General features: G+C 72.5%; 11 protein-coding genes and 2 pseudogenes. 8 read left to right on the forward strand and 5 right to left on the reverse strand.

Annotated features, from left to right (window positions below; all coding sequences use genetic code 11):
• Positions 1-37 precede the first annotated feature (37 nt).
• The 3 genes and pseudogenes from ACWG52_RS02530 to ACWG52_RS02540 all read right to left on the reverse strand — a co-directional run.
• Positions 38-2111: pseudogene (locus ACWG52_RS02530) on the reverse strand (iron ABC transporter permease); the annotation flags it as partial.
• Between the two features lie 4 nt (positions 2112-2115).
• A pseudogene (locus ACWG52_RS02535) lies at positions 2116-3085 on the reverse strand (ABC transporter substrate-binding protein).
• Positions 3082-3870 (reverse strand): ABC transporter ATP-binding protein, encoded by a 789-nt coding sequence (locus tag ACWG52_RS02540; RefSeq protein ID WP_453127661.1) that lies wholly within the window; start codon positions 3868-3870, stop codon positions 3082-3084. The pseudogene ACWG52_RS02535 and the gene ACWG52_RS02540 overlap by 4 nt, the downstream one beginning before the upstream one ends.
• 288 nt (positions 3871-4158) lie before the next feature.
• Here ACWG52_RS02540 and ACWG52_RS02545 point away from each other — a divergent pair, with 288 nt between their 5' ends.
• The 8 genes from ACWG52_RS02545 to ACWG52_RS02580 all read left to right on the forward strand — a co-directional run bounded on the left by ACWG52_RS02545 (position 4159) and on the right by ACWG52_RS02580 (position 12692).
• Positions 4159-4848: a response regulator transcription factor gene (locus ACWG52_RS02545; protein ID WP_389802094.1), complete on the forward strand. Its 690-nt coding sequence runs from the start codon at positions 4159-4161 to the stop codon at positions 4846-4848.
• Positions 4845-6221: a HAMP domain-containing sensor histidine kinase gene (locus ACWG52_RS02550; RefSeq protein WP_389802092.1), complete on the forward strand. Its 1377-nt coding sequence runs from the start codon at positions 4845-4847 to the stop codon at positions 6219-6221. Before ACWG52_RS02545 ends, ACWG52_RS02550 begins: the two co-directional genes overlap by 4 nt.
• A gap of 81 nt (positions 6222-6302) precedes the next feature.
• On the forward strand, positions 6303-8588 hold the full coding sequence (locus ACWG52_RS02555; protein ID WP_453127662.1) for an MMPL family transporter: 2286 nt from the start codon (positions 6303-6305) through the stop codon (positions 8586-8588).
• Positions 8585-9304 (forward strand): hypothetical protein, encoded by a 720-nt coding sequence (locus ACWG52_RS02560; RefSeq protein ID WP_390138540.1) that lies wholly within the window; start codon positions 8585-8587, stop codon positions 9302-9304. Before ACWG52_RS02555 ends, ACWG52_RS02560 begins: the two co-directional genes overlap by 4 nt.
• 127 nt (positions 9305-9431) lie before the next feature.
• Positions 9432-10163: a WHG domain-containing protein gene (locus ACWG52_RS02565; RefSeq protein ID WP_390138538.1), complete on the forward strand. Its 732-nt coding sequence runs from the start codon at positions 9432-9434 to the stop codon at positions 10161-10163.
• 39 nt (positions 10164-10202) lie between these two features.
• Positions 10203-11354 (forward strand): MAB_1171c family putative transporter, encoded by a 1152-nt coding sequence (locus tag ACWG52_RS02570; protein ID WP_389802080.1) that lies wholly within the window; start codon positions 10203-10205, stop codon positions 11352-11354.
• A 298-nt stretch (positions 11355-11652) separates the two neighbouring features.
• A complete protein-coding gene (locus ACWG52_RS02575) occupies positions 11653-12117 on the forward strand; it encodes a helix-turn-helix domain-containing protein (protein ID WP_389802077.1) in 465 nt (154 codons plus the stop codon).
• Positions 12114-12692 (forward strand): toxin, encoded by a 579-nt coding sequence (locus ACWG52_RS02580; RefSeq protein WP_389802074.1) that lies wholly within the window; start codon positions 12114-12116, stop codon positions 12690-12692. The genes ACWG52_RS02575 and ACWG52_RS02580 overlap by 4 nt, the downstream gene beginning before the upstream one ends.
• A gap of 10 nt (positions 12693-12702) precedes the next feature.
• Here ACWG52_RS02580 and ACWG52_RS02585 read toward each other — a convergent pair whose 3' ends face one another.
• Both ACWG52_RS02585 and ACWG52_RS02590 read right to left on the reverse strand, forming a co-directional pair.
• On the reverse strand, positions 12703-16086 hold the full coding sequence (locus ACWG52_RS02585) for an aminotransferase class I/II-fold pyridoxal phosphate-dependent enzyme (protein WP_453127665.1): 3384 nt from the start codon (positions 16084-16086) through the stop codon (positions 12703-12705).
• Positions 16087-16105: 19 nt separating this feature from the next.
• Positions 16106-17056, reverse strand: coding sequence for an NAD-dependent epimerase/dehydratase family protein (locus ACWG52_RS02590; RefSeq protein ID WP_390138533.1), 951 nt, complete (start codon positions 17054-17056; stop codon positions 16106-16108).
• Between the last annotated feature and the right edge of the window lie 44 nt (positions 17057-17100).

Raw genomic sequence — 17100 nt, forward strand, 5'->3', positions numbered from 1 at the left:
CCGTACCCGGCCTTCGGCCGACTCCCGATGCCGCCTGGCGACGGCTGCGTACGAGCAGGTGGAGGAAGTACGGCGTGCCGATCACCGCGGTCATCAGGCCGGCGCCGAGCTGGGCCGGGGCGATCACGGTGCGGCCCACCAGGTCCGCCGTACAGACGAGGACGGCGCCGAGGAGCACCGCGACAGGGACCACCCGGTGGTGCTGCCGGCCCACGAGCGCGCGGGCCGCGTGCGGTGCGACGAGCCCCACGAAGCCGATCGTGCCGGCGGCGGCCACGGCGGTGGCGCTGAGCAGGACGCCGACCAGGAGGAAGCCGAAGCGGCTGCCGCCCAGGCTCAGGCCGAGCAGCCTCGGGGTGTCCTCGTCGAGCGACACGAGGTCCAGTTCGGTGCGCCGGGCGACCGCGACGACCAGGCCGACGACGAGCACGATCGCGAGCGGCACCACGTCCGGCAGGGTCCGGCCGTAGGTGGAGCCGGAGAGCCAGGTGAGCGCCTTCGTGGCGTTGAACGGGTCGGTGAGGATGATGAGGAGGCTGACGAGGGCGGCCGAGGCGGTCGCGACGCCGAAGCCGACCAGGACCAGTCGGTTCTGCTGGAACCCGCCGCGTGCCGCCGGCCCGAAGACGATGACGGAGCTGAGGGCGGCGCCCGCGAACGCGGCTCCGGCCACGCTCCAGGATCCGGCCAGGGGCACCGTCGTCACGAGGAGCACCGCGCCCAGCGCCGCGCCGCCGGAGACGCCCAGGATGCCCGGTTCGGCGAGCGGGTTGCGGGTCACGGCCTGGACCAGGGTGCCGGCCAGGGCGAGCGCGGCTCCGGCGAGGAGGGCGGCCACGACGCGGGGCACGCGGGTGTCGAGGACGAAGTGGTCGTCCGGCCGGCTCGTCCCTGGGCCCAGTTCAGGACGTCGCCGAGCAGCAGTTTGCTGTCGCCCACCAGCACGGCGGCGACGATCACGCCGACCAGGACGGCCACCAGGACCGCCGTGGTGGTGAGGAAGACGGTCCGGCTCCTGATCCGCAGCCGGTCGACGGCGGCGGCTGTGGCGGTGTCCTCGACCCGGATGGCCATGACGATCAGGAACACGGCGCCGACCAGGCTGGTGACCACGCCGGTGGGCACGCCGGTGGGCACGGCGACCGCCACGTCGGTGCGTACGACGGCGCGCAGCAGGACGTCGGAGCCGAGCACGAGGGCCGCACCGGTGAGCCCCGCGACCGGCAGGCTCGCGCGGTTGCGGGTGAACCCGCGGAACCTACGGGCGAGCGGGCGGACCAGGGCGGGGCGCACATTCCGACGAAGCCGACGGGGCCGGCGAGCGTGACGGCGGCCGTGGAGAGCAGGGCGGCGAGCACGACGGCGGTGACCCGGGTGGACCGGACGGGGACGCCGAGGCCGCGGGCGGCGTCGTCGCCGAGGGCCAGGGCGTCGACGCGGCGGGCGAGGAGCAGCAGTCCGACGAGGCCCACGAGGCCGATCGGTGCCATCTGCAGGACCCCGTCGAAGCCGTGTTGGGCGATGCTGCCCTGGTTCCACCGGAAGATGCCCGCGGTCTGCTGGGGGAAGAGCAGGAGCAGGCCTTCGGTGATGGCGGAGAGGCCGAGGGTCAGGGCGCTGCCCGCGAGGACGAGCCGGACGGTGCCGGCGCCGAGCCCGGACAGTCCGAGGACGACGGCCGCCGCGGCGAGGCCGCCGACGAAGGCGACGCCGGAGGAGGCCAGCAGCGGGAGCGAGGCGCCGGAGACGGCGAGGAGGCCGAGGCCGAAGTAGGAGCCTGCGTTGACGGCGAGGGTGTCGGGCGAGGCGAGGACGTTGCGGCTGACCGCCTGGAGGGCGGCGCCCCCCATGCCGAGGACGGCGCCGACGAACAGGCCCGCGACCATCCTCGGGAGCCGGGAGGCGATGACGACGGACGCGTCGCCCGGGTCGGCCCGGCCGGTGAGCGCCCGCCACACCTCGGGCACGCCGACGGAGGCGGTGCCCTGGGTGATGTCCACGGCCGCGAGGCCGGCGACGAGGAGGACCAGCGCGGCCGTCACCGCGGCCGCTCCCGTCCGGGACGTGATCGACGACGGACGGGTGGCGGCAGTGGGTGCGGTGACGGCCATGGTGCTACTTCGTCAGTGCGGCGACGACGGAGTCGATGTACTTGTTCATCGACTCGGGACCGCCGAACATCCAGATGCCGTCGGGCAGTCGGTTGACATTGCCCTTCTGCACGAACGGGAGCGAGGTCCACACCTTGTCCTGCGCGAGGACACCGGCGAACGGGTTGCTGTCCTTGTCGCCGTCGTTGCCGATGTAGGCGAACTCCACGTCACCGAGCTTGGTGAGGCCCTCGACGTCGCTGGTGGCCAGGCCGTAGGCCTCGTCGCCCTGGACCGCCCAGGCGTTCTTCAGGCCGAGCTTCTCGTTGACCCCGCCGATGAGCGAACCGCTGGTGTAGGGGCGGATCGAGACCTGGTTGGAGGTGACGTAGCCGTCGGCGAAGGCGTACGCGCCGCCCTTGCCGGCGTCGGCGAGGGCCTTCTTGGTCCAGCTTCGCCTGGAAGCCCTGCTTGAGCTTGTCGGACTGGGCGGTGGTGCCGGTGGCCTGGGCGATGAGGTCCAGGTTCTTGGTCATCTGCCCGATCGGGTCGGCGGCGTCGCCGGGGCGCACCTCCAGGACCGGGGCGACCTTGCGCAGCTGCTGCAGGGCGGCCGGCGGCAGGTCGGAGGTGGCGATGACGAGGTCGGGCTTGAGCGAGGCGATGGTGTCCATGCTGGGCTCGCCGCGCGTACCGATGTCCTTGGGCTCGCCCTTCAGCGGGACGGCGGTGTTCCAGGTCTTGTAGCCGGCGACGTCGGCGACGCCGACCGGGTCGACACCCAGCGAGACCAGGCTCTCGACGACGTTCCACTCGGTGCCGACGACCTTCTTGGCGGGGCCGGCGAGCTCCACCTTCGCGCCCGAGGCGTCGGTGAGGGTGATGGGCGCGGCGGTCTTCTTCGCGTCGTCGGCGGCGGGCTCGGTGGTCCCGCAAGCGGTCAGGGTGACGGCCGCGACGGTGGCGGCCGCCACGGTGAGGAGGAGTCGTCTCATGAGGTGGTACTGAGCCTTTCGGTACGCAAGTGGTGTCGGCCTATCGCGCGGGTGCGCAACTGGCCTGTCAGGGGGTCGGTTTCGACGTCGATGCGGATGCCGTAGGTGTCGGTCAGCCGCTCGGGGGTGAGGACGTCTTCGGGCCCGCCGTCGGCGATGACCCGTCCCGCGTGGAGCAGGACGATCCGGTCGGCCACGGCGGCGGCCTGGTCGAGGTCGTGCAGTACGGCGCCGACGGCGATCCTGTGGTCGTCCGCCAGATCGCGCATGAGGTCGAGGAGTTCGACCTGGTAGCGCAGGTCCAGGTAGGTCGTCGGTTCGTCGAGGAGGAGCACGCCCGTCTCCTGGGCGAGGCAGCCGGCCAGCCAGACGCGCTGGAGCTGTCCGCCGGAGAGGTGCTCGGTGCCGCGTTCGGCGAGTTCCTCGACGCCCGTGAGGGCGAGCGCGCGGTCGACCGCGGCCCGGCCGCCCGGGTCGTCCCGGCCCCAGCGTCCGCGGTAGGGGTACCGGCCGAATTCGACGAGGTCCCGTACCGTCAGTCCGCTCGGTGTGGGGCGCCCCTGCGTCAGGAGGGCGACACGGCGGGAGAAGTCACGGGGGCTCAGCGCGAAGCCGTCGGCGTCCCCGTCGATGACGAGGGTGCCGGTCCGTGGCCGCTGCAGTCTGGCTATCGTGCGCAGCATGGTGGACTTGCCGCTGCCGTTCGGTCCCACCAGGACGGTCACTTCGCCGGGTCGCAGCGTCATGGAGGCGTCGTGGACGACGTCGACGCCGTCGTACGCCACGGTGACGCCCTGGGCGGTGAGTTCATGACCCTGGGGACGCGTGGCCCCGGCGGTCTCTTCAGCTGCTGCGCGACGGTTAGGTCAACCTAACCTCAGAATACGGCAAGCACTTCCCCTCGCGTGATCGCAAGAGCGAGAACCAGCCATTTACGCACTTCGGACATATCCCTTCGGCGCGAGGTACGGCAGACCCATTGTTCGGGGAATGTACGGATGGCGGCGCGTCCACCGGAGGGGCCGGTCGGCACGGTTAGCATCGATGCTGCCAACCGCGGCTGAAAGGCAGTGATGACGGAGTCCAGGGGCCTCGTGCTGGTCGTCGAGGACGAGCGCCACATCTCCGACGTGCAGCGCCTCTACCTGACCCGCGAGGGCTTCGGCGTCCACGTCGAGGCCGACGGGGCGACCGGCCTCGCAGCCGCGCGGCGCCTGCACCCGGTGGCGATCGTCCTGGACATCGGCCTGCCCGGCATGGACGGCATCGCCTTCTGCCGCGCCCTGCGCGACGCCGGCGACTGGACACCCGTCCTGCTGGTCACCGCGCGCGGCGAGGAGGCCGACCGGATCCTGGGCCTCGAACTCGGCGCGGACGACTATCTGACCAAGCCGTTCTCCCCGCGCGAACTGGTCGCCCGGGTCAAGACCGTACTGCGCCGGGCGGCGGGCCCACCCGGACCGCCGCCCGGGAACACCGGCGGCCGGCTCAGCGTCGACCCGGTCAGCCGCACCGTACGCCGCGACGGCGAGCCGGTCGAGCTCACCGCCACCGAGTTCAACCTGCTCCACCACCTCCTCCAGCACGCGGGCCAGGTCTTCACCCGCGAGCAACTGCTCGCCCAGGTGTGGGGGTACGCCCGCTACCGCGACACCCGCATGGTCGACGTGTTCGTCTCTCAGGTACGCGCCAAGCTCGGCGACGCGAGCCCGATCCGTACGGTCCGCGGCGTCGGGTACAGCGCGACGGCCCCCGGCCCGTGAACCACCCCCGCACCGGCTCCCTCGCCCGCAAGATCGTGGTGCTGACCACCCTCGTGGCGGCGCTCGCGGTCGCCCTCACCGGCCTGATCGCCTGGCAGACCGCCGCGCACGGCGCCGAACAGCGCGAACGCGACCAGCTGGCACGCCAGGCGACGGTGCTCAGCCGGCTGCCGGCCGTGTCCGAGGCACTCTTCACCGGCGCCCAGGTACTGGCCGGACCGAACGAGGTGCAGCTCGCGGTCATCGCCCAGGACGGCACCGTGAGCGGAACCGCCGGCCCGGCCGTCGACAGGACGTCCAGATCGGCCCTGCTGGCGGGGGATCCCGTCTCCACCACCGGCATCCTCGGCGGCCAGGAGGTACTGCTGGTGGGGCGGCCCGGCGTACGCGGCGGCGCCGTCGTACTGACCGAGCCGTACTCCGTCGTCACCGAGAACACGAACCGGATCCGCCGCAACGTGATCGTGCCGCTGGTCTTCGGCATGCTCGGCGCCGCCCTGGCCGGAGCGCTCCTGGCCCGCCGGATCGCCCGTCCGCTCGTGACGGCCGCGCAGATCGCGCACCGACTCGCCGACGGCGAACGCGGCGTACCGGCCCCGGTCGACGGCCCCCGGGAGACCGCGGACATCGGGCGCGCCCTCAACGTCCTGGACCGGGCGCTGGCCCACAGCGAGAACCGCCAGCGGGAGTTCCTGCTCTCCGTCTCCCACGATCTACGCACTCCGCTGACCGCGCTCCAGGGGTACGCCGAGGCACTCGCCGACGGCCTGATCGAGCTGGAGCGGGTGCCCGAGGTCGGCGGCATCCTGGCCGACGAGACCCGGCGCCTGGACCGGTTCCTCGGCGACCTGTTGGACCTGGCCCGGCTGGAGGCCGACGACTTCCGCCTGGACGTGGCCCCGGCCGACCTCCGCGCGCTGCTCTCCGAGGCCGCCGCCTTCTGGAGCGGCCTCTGCGCACGCCACGGTGTCGATCTCCGGCTCGACCGGCCGGAGGGGCCCGTCGTCGTCGCGACGGACGCCTTCCGGGTCCGGCAACTGCTCGACGGTCTGGTGCAGAACGCGCTGCGCGTCACCCCCGAGGGCGCGCCGCTGGTCCTCGCCGTCCGCCCGGCCGCCACGGGCGGCGGGGCGGAACTGCAGGTCCGCGACGGCGGACCCGGCCTCACCGACGACGACGTACGCATCGCCTTCGACCACGGCGCCCTCCACGAGCGCTACCGGGGCACCCGCCCGGTCGGCAGCGGCCTGGGGCTGGCCATCGCCCACCGCCTGACCGGCCGGCTCGGCGCCGACATCCACGTCGAGGGGCACGGTCCGGAAGGCGGCGCCTGCTTCACCGTCACCCTCCCGTCGTCGCCCGCCCCCCGCTGAACCCGCTGCGCCGGCGACTCCCTTACATTCCCCGAACAATGCGCCCACGGGCCCCTTACACGCACCGCGCACTGTGTCCCCATGAACATCGAATCGACCCGGCGGCCGGGGCTCCTCCACCGGAGCGGGCGCTGGTGCGCCCGGCACGCCTGGCGCGTCGTCGCCCTATGGGTCCTGGCACTGGTCGGCCTCGGGCTCGCCAACCACACCTGGGGCGGCACCTACGCGGACAGCTTCTCCCTCCCCGGCACCAGTACCCAGACCGGCGCCGACCTGCTGACGGCCCACACGGACGGGGCCGGCGGCACGGCCTCCGCGCTCGTGATCACCTCCGACGAGGGGCCGGTCACCGATCACCGGGCGGCGATCGACACGGCCGTCGACAACCTGGGCCGGCTCCCGGACGTCCTGTCGGTGGCCGACCCGCTCACCACCCCCGGGGCGGTCTCCGCGGACGGCGGAACCGCCCAGGTGACCGTCCGCTTCGACGGCAACCCGGCGAGCTTCGACCCTTCCTACCTCGCCGAGGTGGACACCGCCGTCGAGCCGCTGCGCGCCGACGACCTCACCGTCGAGTACGGGGCTCCGCTCGGCCTGCTGGCCACCCCCAAGTCCGCCGACCGCGCCTCGGAGGCGATCGGGCTGGCCGTCGCCGTGCTGGTGCTGCTGATCGGTTTCGGCAGCGTCGCCGCCACCGGCCTGCCCCTGGTGACGGCCGTGATCGGGCTGTCCGTGAGCCTGGCCGGACTGGGACTGCTCGCCGGGCACTTCAGCTTCGCCCAGGCGGCCCCGACCCTGGCCGCGATGATGGGCCTCGGCGTCGGCATCGACTACGCCCTCTTCCTCGCCACCCGCTACCGGGCCCTGCTGCACGCCGGAGCCGACCCCGCCGAGGCGGTCGGCCGTACGGTCGCCACCAGCGGCCGGGCCGTGCTGGTCGCCGCCGCCACGGTGGCCATGGCCCTGTGCGGGTTGTGCGCCTCCGGCGTGGGCTTCATCGGTGCCCTCGGCGTCGCCGCCGGACTCAGTGTCCTCGTGGCCGCCGCCGCGTCGGTGACGCTGACCCCCGCCCTGCTGGGTCTGCTCGGCCGCCGGATCGACCGCTTCCACGTCCGCGAGCCGGTCGCCGAACCCTCCGGCGAGGCGGACGTGTGGCACCGCTGGGCCGTCCGGGTGAGCCGCCGCCCCTGGCTCTTCCTGGTCAGCGGCCTGCTCGTGCTCGGCGTCCTCGCGGTCCCGCTCGCGTCCATGCGCCTCGGACACGTCGATGCCGGCGCCCAGTCCACCAGCCGGACCGACCGCCGGGCCTACGACCTGATCACCGAGGACTTCGGCCCGGGCGCCAACGGCCCGCTCACCGTGGTCACCCACCTCGACAGCCGGCACGCCGAGAGCGAGAGCCTGCGCCAAGGCCTCGCGACCTCGCTCCGGCGCGAGCTGGCCGCCGTACCGGGCGTCGCCTCCGTCACTCCCCCGGTGCCCAGCCCCGACCGCGCCCTGCTCATCACCACGGTCGTGCCCACCACCGGCCCGCAGGACGCGGCCACCGCGGACCTGATCCACACCCTGCGGGACGAGACGGTGCCCCGGACGCTGTCGGGCACCGGAGCCACCGGCTACCTCACCGGTACGACCGCCGCCGCGCAGACCTTCACCGACACCCTGACCGCCAAGCTGCCCCTGATCATCGCCGTGGTCGTCGCCGCCGCGTTCCTGCTGCTGCTCACCGTCTTCCGCAGCCCGCTGGTGGCGCTGAAGGCCGCCGTGCTCAATCTCTTCTCCATCGCCGCCGCCTACGGCGTGGTCGTCGCGGTCTTCCAATGGGGCTGGGGCGGCGCACTGTTCGGCATCACCGAGGAGGTGCCCGTCGAGTCCTACGTACCGATGATGATGTTCGCGATCGTCTTCGGTCTCTCCATGGACTACGAGGTGTTCCTGCTCTCCCGGATCCGCGAGGTCTGGCTGCAGTCCGAGGACAACCACCTGGCCGTCGCCACCGGCCTCGCCGCCACCGCCCGTGTCATCACCTGCGCGGCACTGATCATGACCAGCGTCTTCCTCGCCTTCCTGCTCTCCACGAACGTGGCCGTCAAGATGCTCGCGCTGGGCCTGGGGGTCAGCGTCATCATCGACGCGACCGTGGTCCGCCTGCTGCTGGTACCCGCGTCCATGTACCTCTTCGGGCGCGCCAACTGGTGGCTCCCGGGCTGGTTGGACCGGTTCCTTCCGCACCTCGACCCGGAGGGCCCCGCCGAGGCGCCCGAGCCCCCTGCCGTACCCGATCCCGGTGCCGTGTCCGGACCCGATGCCGTGTCGGATCCCGGTACCTCCCCCGATCTCGCGCCCGCCCGAGGAGAACGGCGATGAAGCACCCCCTGACGAAGACCCGGGCGGTCCTGCGCCGGCACCTCGTCCTCACGGTCACGGCCGCCGTGCTGCTGCTCGCGGTCGTCGCCACCGGCGCGGCCGAGTACACGGTCCGCGGCGTCATCCACGGCCGCGTGCTGAAGGCGGCTCCCGGCCTCGGCGACGACGTGGCGGTCGGTGTCGCCGGCGGCTGGGCCCTGTGGGACCTGGCGCACGAGAACATCCCCCGGCTCGACATCAGCAGTGACGACGCCCAGGTGGGGCGGCTCTCCCAGGTCCGCGTCCGGGCGCGGCTGGACGACGTCCGCCTCGGCGGGACGACCACCGTCGGCAGCACCCGTGCCGAGGTGACGGTCTCCACGCAGTCGCTCGCCGGCGCGATCCGTGCCGCCGTGCCGTCCGTGGCGGTGGCCGCGGTCACCACCGACCCGGCGCGGGGGACGGTACTCGCGGACGTCGGCCCGGGCGGCCTCGGGCGGCTGACGCTGCGTCCGGTGCTCGCGGACGGCAAGGTCACCCTCGCCGTCGACGGGCTCACCCTGTTCGGCCGCTCCGTCCCCACCGACCGGCTCGGTATCGCCGCCGGCGGCCTCGGCCCGCAGGCGGGAGCGCCGAAGGAGTACCCGCTCGGGCTCGCCGCGACCTCCGCCGAGGTCCGGTCGGACGGCCTGCACGTCGCTCTGACGGGCGGCCCCAGCACCCTGTCCGACACCTGACGCCCGGCGCTCGACCGGATTCGCCCGGAACGATCCGTACCCGCCCGATGGCCGGATCACAGTGCATGACCAGGGTGTTCGAGCGACCGTTCGCACAGCCCCAGTTGGCGGCGGGTACGGTTCCGGCATGGATGTTTCCGCAATCAGTTCGACCGAGGACGACGACATCACCCCGGCGGTGGTGATCAAGGACATCGCGCGTCAGCAGCTGGTGGAGCTGGGCGCCGCAGCGCTGTCCCTCGATGCCGTGGCGCGTGCCGGCGGTCTTCCCCTCGCCGATGTCGAAGCCGTCTTCCCGCACCGCGACGCCCTGTTGACCGCGCTGGTCATCGACGCCTACGAGGCGTCCGGCGAGGCGATGGAAGAAGCCGACGGCGCGGCCACGAAGGCCGGCGCGTCCGGGGGCGCCCGGCTCCTCGCGGTCACCCGGGCGCTCCGGCGGTGGTCCTTCGACAACCCCGGCGAGTTCACCCTGATCTACGGCTCGCCCGTACCCGGCTACCACGCCCCGCAGGACACGGTCCCGTCGGCCTCGCGCACCCCCGCGGTCCTCGCCGGCATCGTGCGCTCCGCGCTGGAGGCCGGTGAACTGACCCCGCCCCGGCGGCCGGTGCCGGGTCCGCCGCTGCTCCTGCCGGAGGCCCTGCAGCTCTTCGGCGGCGCGCCCGAGGCTCCGTTCTCGGACATCGTCGAGCGCGGCATGGTCCTGTGGAGCAATCTGATCGGCCTCCTGGTGTTCCAGGTCTTCAGCCGTACCCACGACAGCGTCCGGGACGAGGTCGCGTTCTTCGACTACGCCATCGCCGTGGCCGCCGAGAGCATCGGCCTCGACGTCCCCCCGGCCGAGCACACCGACTGACCGTCCGTCGCCCGCGCGGCACCGGCAGAAAACCAGGACGTGAACACCACCAGAACCCTCTGCTTCGTCATCGCGTCGCTCTCGTCGTACGCGGCGCTCGTCTACCGGCTGTGCCAGGCGCGGCGCAGTTGGAAGGACGGCGCGTACCGCACGCTGATCGCCACGCTGCTGCTCCAGTGCCTGACCTTCACCATGGGGGCGTTGGCCATGGGGGGCGCGCCGCTCCTGGGAGTCGGCAACCTCGCCGTGCTCCTCATGCACCTGTCGGCGGTCGCCTTCTGTGTCAGCGCGCAGATCATTCTGCTGCGGTGGGCCGCCGCGGACGAGGAGGCCGTACGCAAGACCCGCTACTGGCTGATCACCGGCATCGTCCTCGACCTGCTGCTGGCGGTCCTGTTCTTCCTCGCCGACGGAACCGGTCGGCCGGCCTCGGACTTCGACGGCACGAGCGAGCCGCTGCTGCTCACGTATCTCCTGGCGTTCATCGTCTCGCAGGCGATCCCGTGCGTCACGATCTACCTCCAGTGCGGTCCGTACGCGCGGATGACGGACAACGCCTCGCTGCGCCAGGCCCTTCGGCTGCTCTCGGTCACCGCCGTGGTCCTGTTCCTCTACTGCCTGGCCCGGACCGTCAACATCCTCACGGCGGCGTTCGGCGTCGACATCGGCGTCTGGAAGGTCGCCGCCTCGGTCTTCAGCGCCGCGGGCATCGTGATGCTCTCGCTCAGCCTGACCAACTCCTCCTGGGGTCCGGCCGCGACCCGGCTCCTGGAGTGGGCCCGCACGTACCGGTCGTACCGGGCGCTCTATCCGCTCTGGCGGGACCTGTACGAGTCCTCCCCGGACATCGCCCTGGAGCCGCCCGGCGCCGCGGTGTCCGACCTCGACTACCGGCTGCACCGCCGGGTCGTCGAAATACGGGACGGGTGGCGGGACTTGCGTCCGTACATCGACCGGGCGACCGGCGAGGGTCACGATCCGGCCAAGGGGGCGAGTGCGGAATCCCGGCAGGCCTTCACCGAAGCCACACAGATCAAGCGCGCCTTGCAGGCAAAACTGACCCGCACGGTCCCGCAGAACAACAAGGACGCGGGCGACTTCGACGACCGCGATACGAGCAACTTCGCGGCAGAGGTGGCATGGCTCACCCAAGTGGCAGCCGCCTACAGTAAGCTCGACAAGGCGAGTTGAGAACTCCCGCCCGGTTTGCATCCCCCGTCAAACCGGGCGGGTATCCCGTTTCCCCCGCTGTTGCGCGGCCGGACGGGTGGCTCCCGCCCGGACTGGCCCGGCCCATCCCCCGAGGGCCGGGCCAGTCCGATGCCACCGGCGACCAACTGTGCGTCCCCCGTGAGCGCAAGTTAGCTGCCAGCTATCGGCCGGACCCCACGTTCGCCGAGTCCTGGTCAATTGTCAACTGACCGCTAATCTGTGAAACTGGCGTATAGCTGAGAGCTATGCCGAGGAGGCGACGGGAGGATGGGCCACCATGACCGGGATCGAGAAGGACGCCGAGAACGGGAGTGAGGAACGCCCCCTGCTCGCGACGCGCCTGGACGACCTCTTCCGAACGGTCCGCCCCAAGGGCAAGCACTGGACCAACGCCGAGGTCGCGGACGAGCTGAAGCGGGTGAACCCCGAACTCAAGGTCGGCGGCGTGTACCTGTCGCAGCTGCGCACGGGGAAGCGCTCCAATCCCTCGCCGGACCTGCTGTCCGCGCTGGCCAAGTTCTTCGGTGTCTCGGTCGCCTACTTCTTCGACGACAAGGTCGCCGAGTCCGTGCTCGGGGAGCTCGCCGCCATCGAGGCCCTGCGGCAGTCCGGCGTACGCGCCGTGGCGATGCGGGCGGCCGGTATGAAGAAGGAGAACCTCCAGGCCATCACGGCCATCATGGACCAGTACCGGCAGATGCAGGGTCTGCCGCCCGTCGCCGACCCCTCCGAGTCGCCATGAGGGGCGCCCGCAAGGAGCGGGCGGCCGATCACGAGCGCCGTAGCCGGCTCAAGAAGCTCCGGAAGGCCGGCGCGCAGCGGATCGCCGAACTGGACCTGCCGACGGCGACCGACGTGGCCGAGCTCTGCCGCCACCTCGGCGAGGTGCGCGACCGTCCGATCACGTTGGTCCCGATGCAGATGCCCTCGTCGCATCCGTGCGGCATGTGGGTGGCCGCTCGCGACGAGGACCTCATCTTCTACGACGCCAACACCACCGGCGCGCATCAGGAGCACATCATCTTGCACGAGCTGGGCCACATCATCTGTTGCCATCGCGGGGCAGGCGGGCTGGACGAGGCGGCGGCGCGCCTCCTCTTCCCCAACCTCGACCCCCAACTCGTCCGTGACATGCTCCTGCGCGCGACCTACGACGACGTCCAGGAGCAGGAGGCGGAGATCATCGCCTACCTCCTGTCCCAGCGGCTCGGCGACGCCGAGCAGCGGCACGCCACGGCGCCGGCCGCGGCGGCGGACGAGGACGGCAACCCCGCCAAGAGCGCCACGCTCAGCCGCATCGAACGCACCCTGATCTGAGATGGATCACTTAACGTCCGGCTGCCGCCACCTCTTCGGCCAGGATCGACACCGCCCGTCGGATGTCCTCCTCGTGGTGCTCGCTGGTGACGAAGAACCGCAGGCGCGACTGCCCCTCCTCCACGGCGGGGTGGAAGATCGGGTCCGCGACGACGCCACGGGCGAACAACCCGTTCGCGACGTGCAGGGTCTTCGCCGAGTCGCCGAGGACGCACGGCACGATGGGGGTGCCGGCGCTGGAGCCCGTCGCCAGTCCGGCCGCGGTGGCCAGCCCGAGGAAGAGTTCGGAGTTCCGCCGCAGCGCGCGCAACCGCTCGGGCTGCGCGGTGAGCAGTTCGGTGGCGGCCAGTGCCGCGGCCGCGTTGGCCGGGGTCAGGCCGACGCTGTAGACGAAGCCGGGGAGCGTGTGGCGCAGCCAGCGCACCATCCGGGCCGAGCCGCCGAGGTAACCGCCGCAGCTGGCGAAGGCCTTGGAGAGGGTGCCCATCCACAGGTCCACATCGGATCGGTCGACGTCGAAGAACTCGCCGACACCCCGGCCTCGTTCGCCGACGGTGCCGATGCTGTGGGCCTCGTCGATCATGAGCAGGGCGCCGTAGCGCTTCTTCAGCTCGATCACGGCGGGCAGGTCGACGAGGTCGCCGTCCATGCTGTAGGCGCCCTCGACGGCGATCAGCACCCGTCGGAACCGGGACCTGTTGAGCCGGAGCATGTGTTCCAGCTGCCCCATGTCGTTGTGGGCGAAGGGGCGTCGTGCCGCGCCGGACAGGGCGCAGCCCTGGAGGATGCTGTCGTGGGCGAGGGCGTCGTGCACCACGAGGTCCTCGGGGCCGACGAGGTGCCCGATCGTGGTGACGTTGGTGGCGTGCCCGCTGACCAGGGCCAGGCAGTCGCCGACGCCGAGGAAGTCCGCGAGTGCCCGCTCCAGCCGGACGGTCAGGTCCCGTTCGCCGGAGAGGACGCGGCTGGCGGAGACCGAGGTGCCGTACCGGTCCACCGCCCGGTGCACGGCCTCGTCGACGGCCGGATGGCCGGAGAGCCCGAGGTAGTTGTAGCTGCCGAAGGACAACAGGGTTCGGCCGGCGATGAGGGTCGTGTCGCGGATGTTGCCCTGGTGGACCCGGAAGTACGGGTTCTCCGCACCGCCGTCGGTGATCCGGTCGAGGCGCCGCTCGAACTCACCGACCTCCGGGAAGTCGTCGATGACTGCCGTGCCGGCGGCCCATGTGGAGCGCTCCTGCCGGGGGGCCGGTACGGCGGGGGCCGGCGGCGGCACGTGGTGCGGGGTGGTTCCGGGCGCGGTGTCCGGATCGACGAGTTCGATCAGCCGGCCGACGGTGAGTTCGGGCGAGAACAGCTCCTCGTGCCGGAAGCCCGGTATCCGCTTGGCGATGTTGACTTCGAGCTCCTGCAGCATGAGGGAGTCGAATCCGAGATCGGTCACCAGGGTCAGGTGCCCGCGCAGCTCGGAGAGCGGGAAGACACCGGTCCGCGAGACCTCTTCGAGCACGAGGGACACGGTGGACGCGGAGGGCACGGCGACCGTGGCCGTGCCGGTGCGCGCGCCGCCGGGGCGTGGCACGGCGGCCGCCGCGGGTATCGACTCGGTGGGAGCCGCGACCTCACGCGCCGATTCGTCCACGACCCAGTGGTGACGCGGGGACAGCGGGCTCGGTGGCAGGGTGCACGGGGGCGTGCGCACCGTCACGGGCGGCCGGGGCGCGGGGGCGTGCTCGGTGTACTGCGCGAGCTCGTCCGTACGTCCGGCGGCGAGGGCGGCGGCCGCCGCCGTCAGCCGGGCGGTCGCGTCGGCGAGGTCCCGCGCCACCACGGTGAGATGGTGCGTGAGGGGCGTGCGGCGGGCGAGGGTGTCCGCCACCGCGGCCGGCGCGGGCCGGTCCTCGGCGAGGGTGTCCGCGAGCTCGCGGGCGTAGCGGGCCAGTCCGTCCCGGTCACGGGCGCTGAGGGCCAGTACGTGCGGTCCGTGGTCCGGGTCGGTGGGTGCTGCCGGTGCGGCCGGCGGCGTGGTGCACTCCTCCACCACCAGGTGGACGCCGGTACCGCCGAAGCCGAAGGCGCTCACTCCCGCCCGGCGCGGCCCGGCGCGGTCGGGCCACGGTGTCGGGGTGGTCGCCACGGTGAGCCGGGCGGCGTCGAGCGCGGGGCGATCGGCCAGGTCGCACTCCGGCTGCGGGGGTATCACGCCCCGCTGCACGGCCAGGACCGACTTGATGAGCCCGGCGATCCCCGCGGAGTTCAGCGAGTGACCGACCACCGCCTTCACGGCGCCGAGGTAGGCGGGTTCGGGTCGCGCTCCGCGCAGTTCGCGCAGGACACCGAGCTCGACGGGGTCCCCGACCGTGGTCCCGGTGCCGTGCGCCTCCAGATAGCCCACCGCGTCCGGGGCGAGTCCCGCGTCCCGGTAGGCCCGGCGCAGTGTGCGGAGCTGACCGGCCGCCTGGGGGTGCATCCCGCCCTGTACGGTCCCGTCGTTGGCCGTTCCCACGCCTCGGATCACCGCGTAGACCCGGTCGCCCGCCGCCAGGGCGTCGGTCAGGGGGCGCAGCACCAGGACTCCCGCGCCCTCGCCCAGGACGAACCCGTCGGCCTTCGCGCCGAAGGGCAGGCAGCGGCCGCTGCGCGAGATGGCGCCGATCCGGCACAGCCCGACCAACAGGTCCGGAGTGAGGACGAGTTGCGCGCCGCCCGCGAGGGCGATGCGGGTGCGACCGGCACGCAACGCGTGCACGGCGTTGGCGACGGCCATGAGACCGCCCGAGCAGGCCGAGTCCAGGGCGTAGCTCTCGCCGTGCAGGTCGAAGACGGAGCTGATGGTGTTGGGCCCCATGTTGAGCAGGAGGCCTGCCACGGACGTGCCGTTGAGCCCGTGGACGGCCCGGACCGCTTCGGGCAGGCCGGGGTGGGCGAGCCGGGCCCCGAACTCACCACCGGCCAGTTGGCGCATCCGGATCTGCAGGGTGCTGAGTTCGCGGTAGCCGCCCTCGGTGAGCGCGGTGATCACCGAGGTCTCCTCGCGGTCGAAGCCGTCGGCCTCCCAGCCCGCGTCCTGGATGGCCTCGCGGGCGAGGTCGATCAGCAGCCGGGCCTGCGGGTCCATCGCCCGGGCCCGCCGCGGCGGGATGCCGTAGTGGGCCGCGTCGAAGTGGCCCACGTCCGGCAACAGCGCCATGGTGTCCGTGTACGCCGACGAGGCGTCACGGAGGCTGTAGCCGAGGAAGGTCGCGGTGCGCCAGCGCGAGTCGGGGATCACCGCGAACTGGGCCTGTGGGGCCGTCAGGAGCCGCCAGTACTGGTTGACATCGCGCGCTCCCGGGAATCGGCACGCCATCCCCACGACGGCGATGTCCTCGCGCCGTGGCCTGGGGTCCTCCATATGGTCCATCCCTGTCCTGTCACCTGGGTCCGCCGCCGGTCGCGAGTCGCTCGCGCCACCATGCGACGGTCTCCTCGACCTGCTCGTCGACGGGGGTGGACCGTACCGCGAACGCCGCTTCGTAGGCGCTCGAATTTACGACGAACGGACGGTCGAACTGGTAGCGGATCTCCTTCAGTTCACGGATCAGCGGGGAGAACAGCGCGGCCACGCCGACCACGGCGGACGGCAGCCCGCGCACGGCGACCGGGCCCGTCCCCGCTTGGGCGCACAGTCGCCCGACCATCTCCCTTACGGACAGCGCCGGCTGGGTCGGTACGTGCCAGGCGCGTCCCCAGGCGCGCTCCTGGTCCGCGACCTCGACCAGCGTCCGGGCGACATCGGGGAGGTAGGTCCAACTGTGCGGGGCGTCCGGGTCCCCCAGTGTGGTGACGGGCTTGCCGCGCAGCAGCGGTGGCACGACCCGTGCGGCCAGGTGGCCGCCGTCGGTGACGCCGGGTCCGAAGAAGTCCGAGGCGCGCACCTCGACGGCTCGGATCCGGCCCTGCTCGTGCAGTTCTCGCGCCCGCTCCCAGACCGCGGCGCGGACCCGTCCCTTGGCGCCGGTGGCCGCGAGCGGCAATTCCTCGGTCATGGGGCCGTCCACCGGGCCGTAGCCGTAGAGGTTGCCCAGCATGACCAGGACGGCCCCGGTCTCCTCGGCCGTGGCGCAGAGCGAGGAGGCCAGCGGCGGCCAGTCGACGGCCCAGTGGTGGTAGGGCGGTGCCGCGCAGCTGTGGATCGCCGTCGCGCCCCGCGCGATCTCGATCAGCCCCCGGGTGTCCGTCGCGTCCAGAGCGACGTGTTCGATCCCGGGTTCCGGGCTGCGGCCCGATCTGGTGACGACCCGTACGGTACGGCCCTGTTCGGCGAGGAGCCGGGCGGTTGCGGAGCCGGCGGGACCAAAACCTATGACGACATGAAAGCTCACGTGCGCACCCTAGCGCGGGCGATCGGCGCGCCCTTCCCCCGAGA

Source organism: Streptomyces sp. CLCI03 (assembly GCF_053615355.1).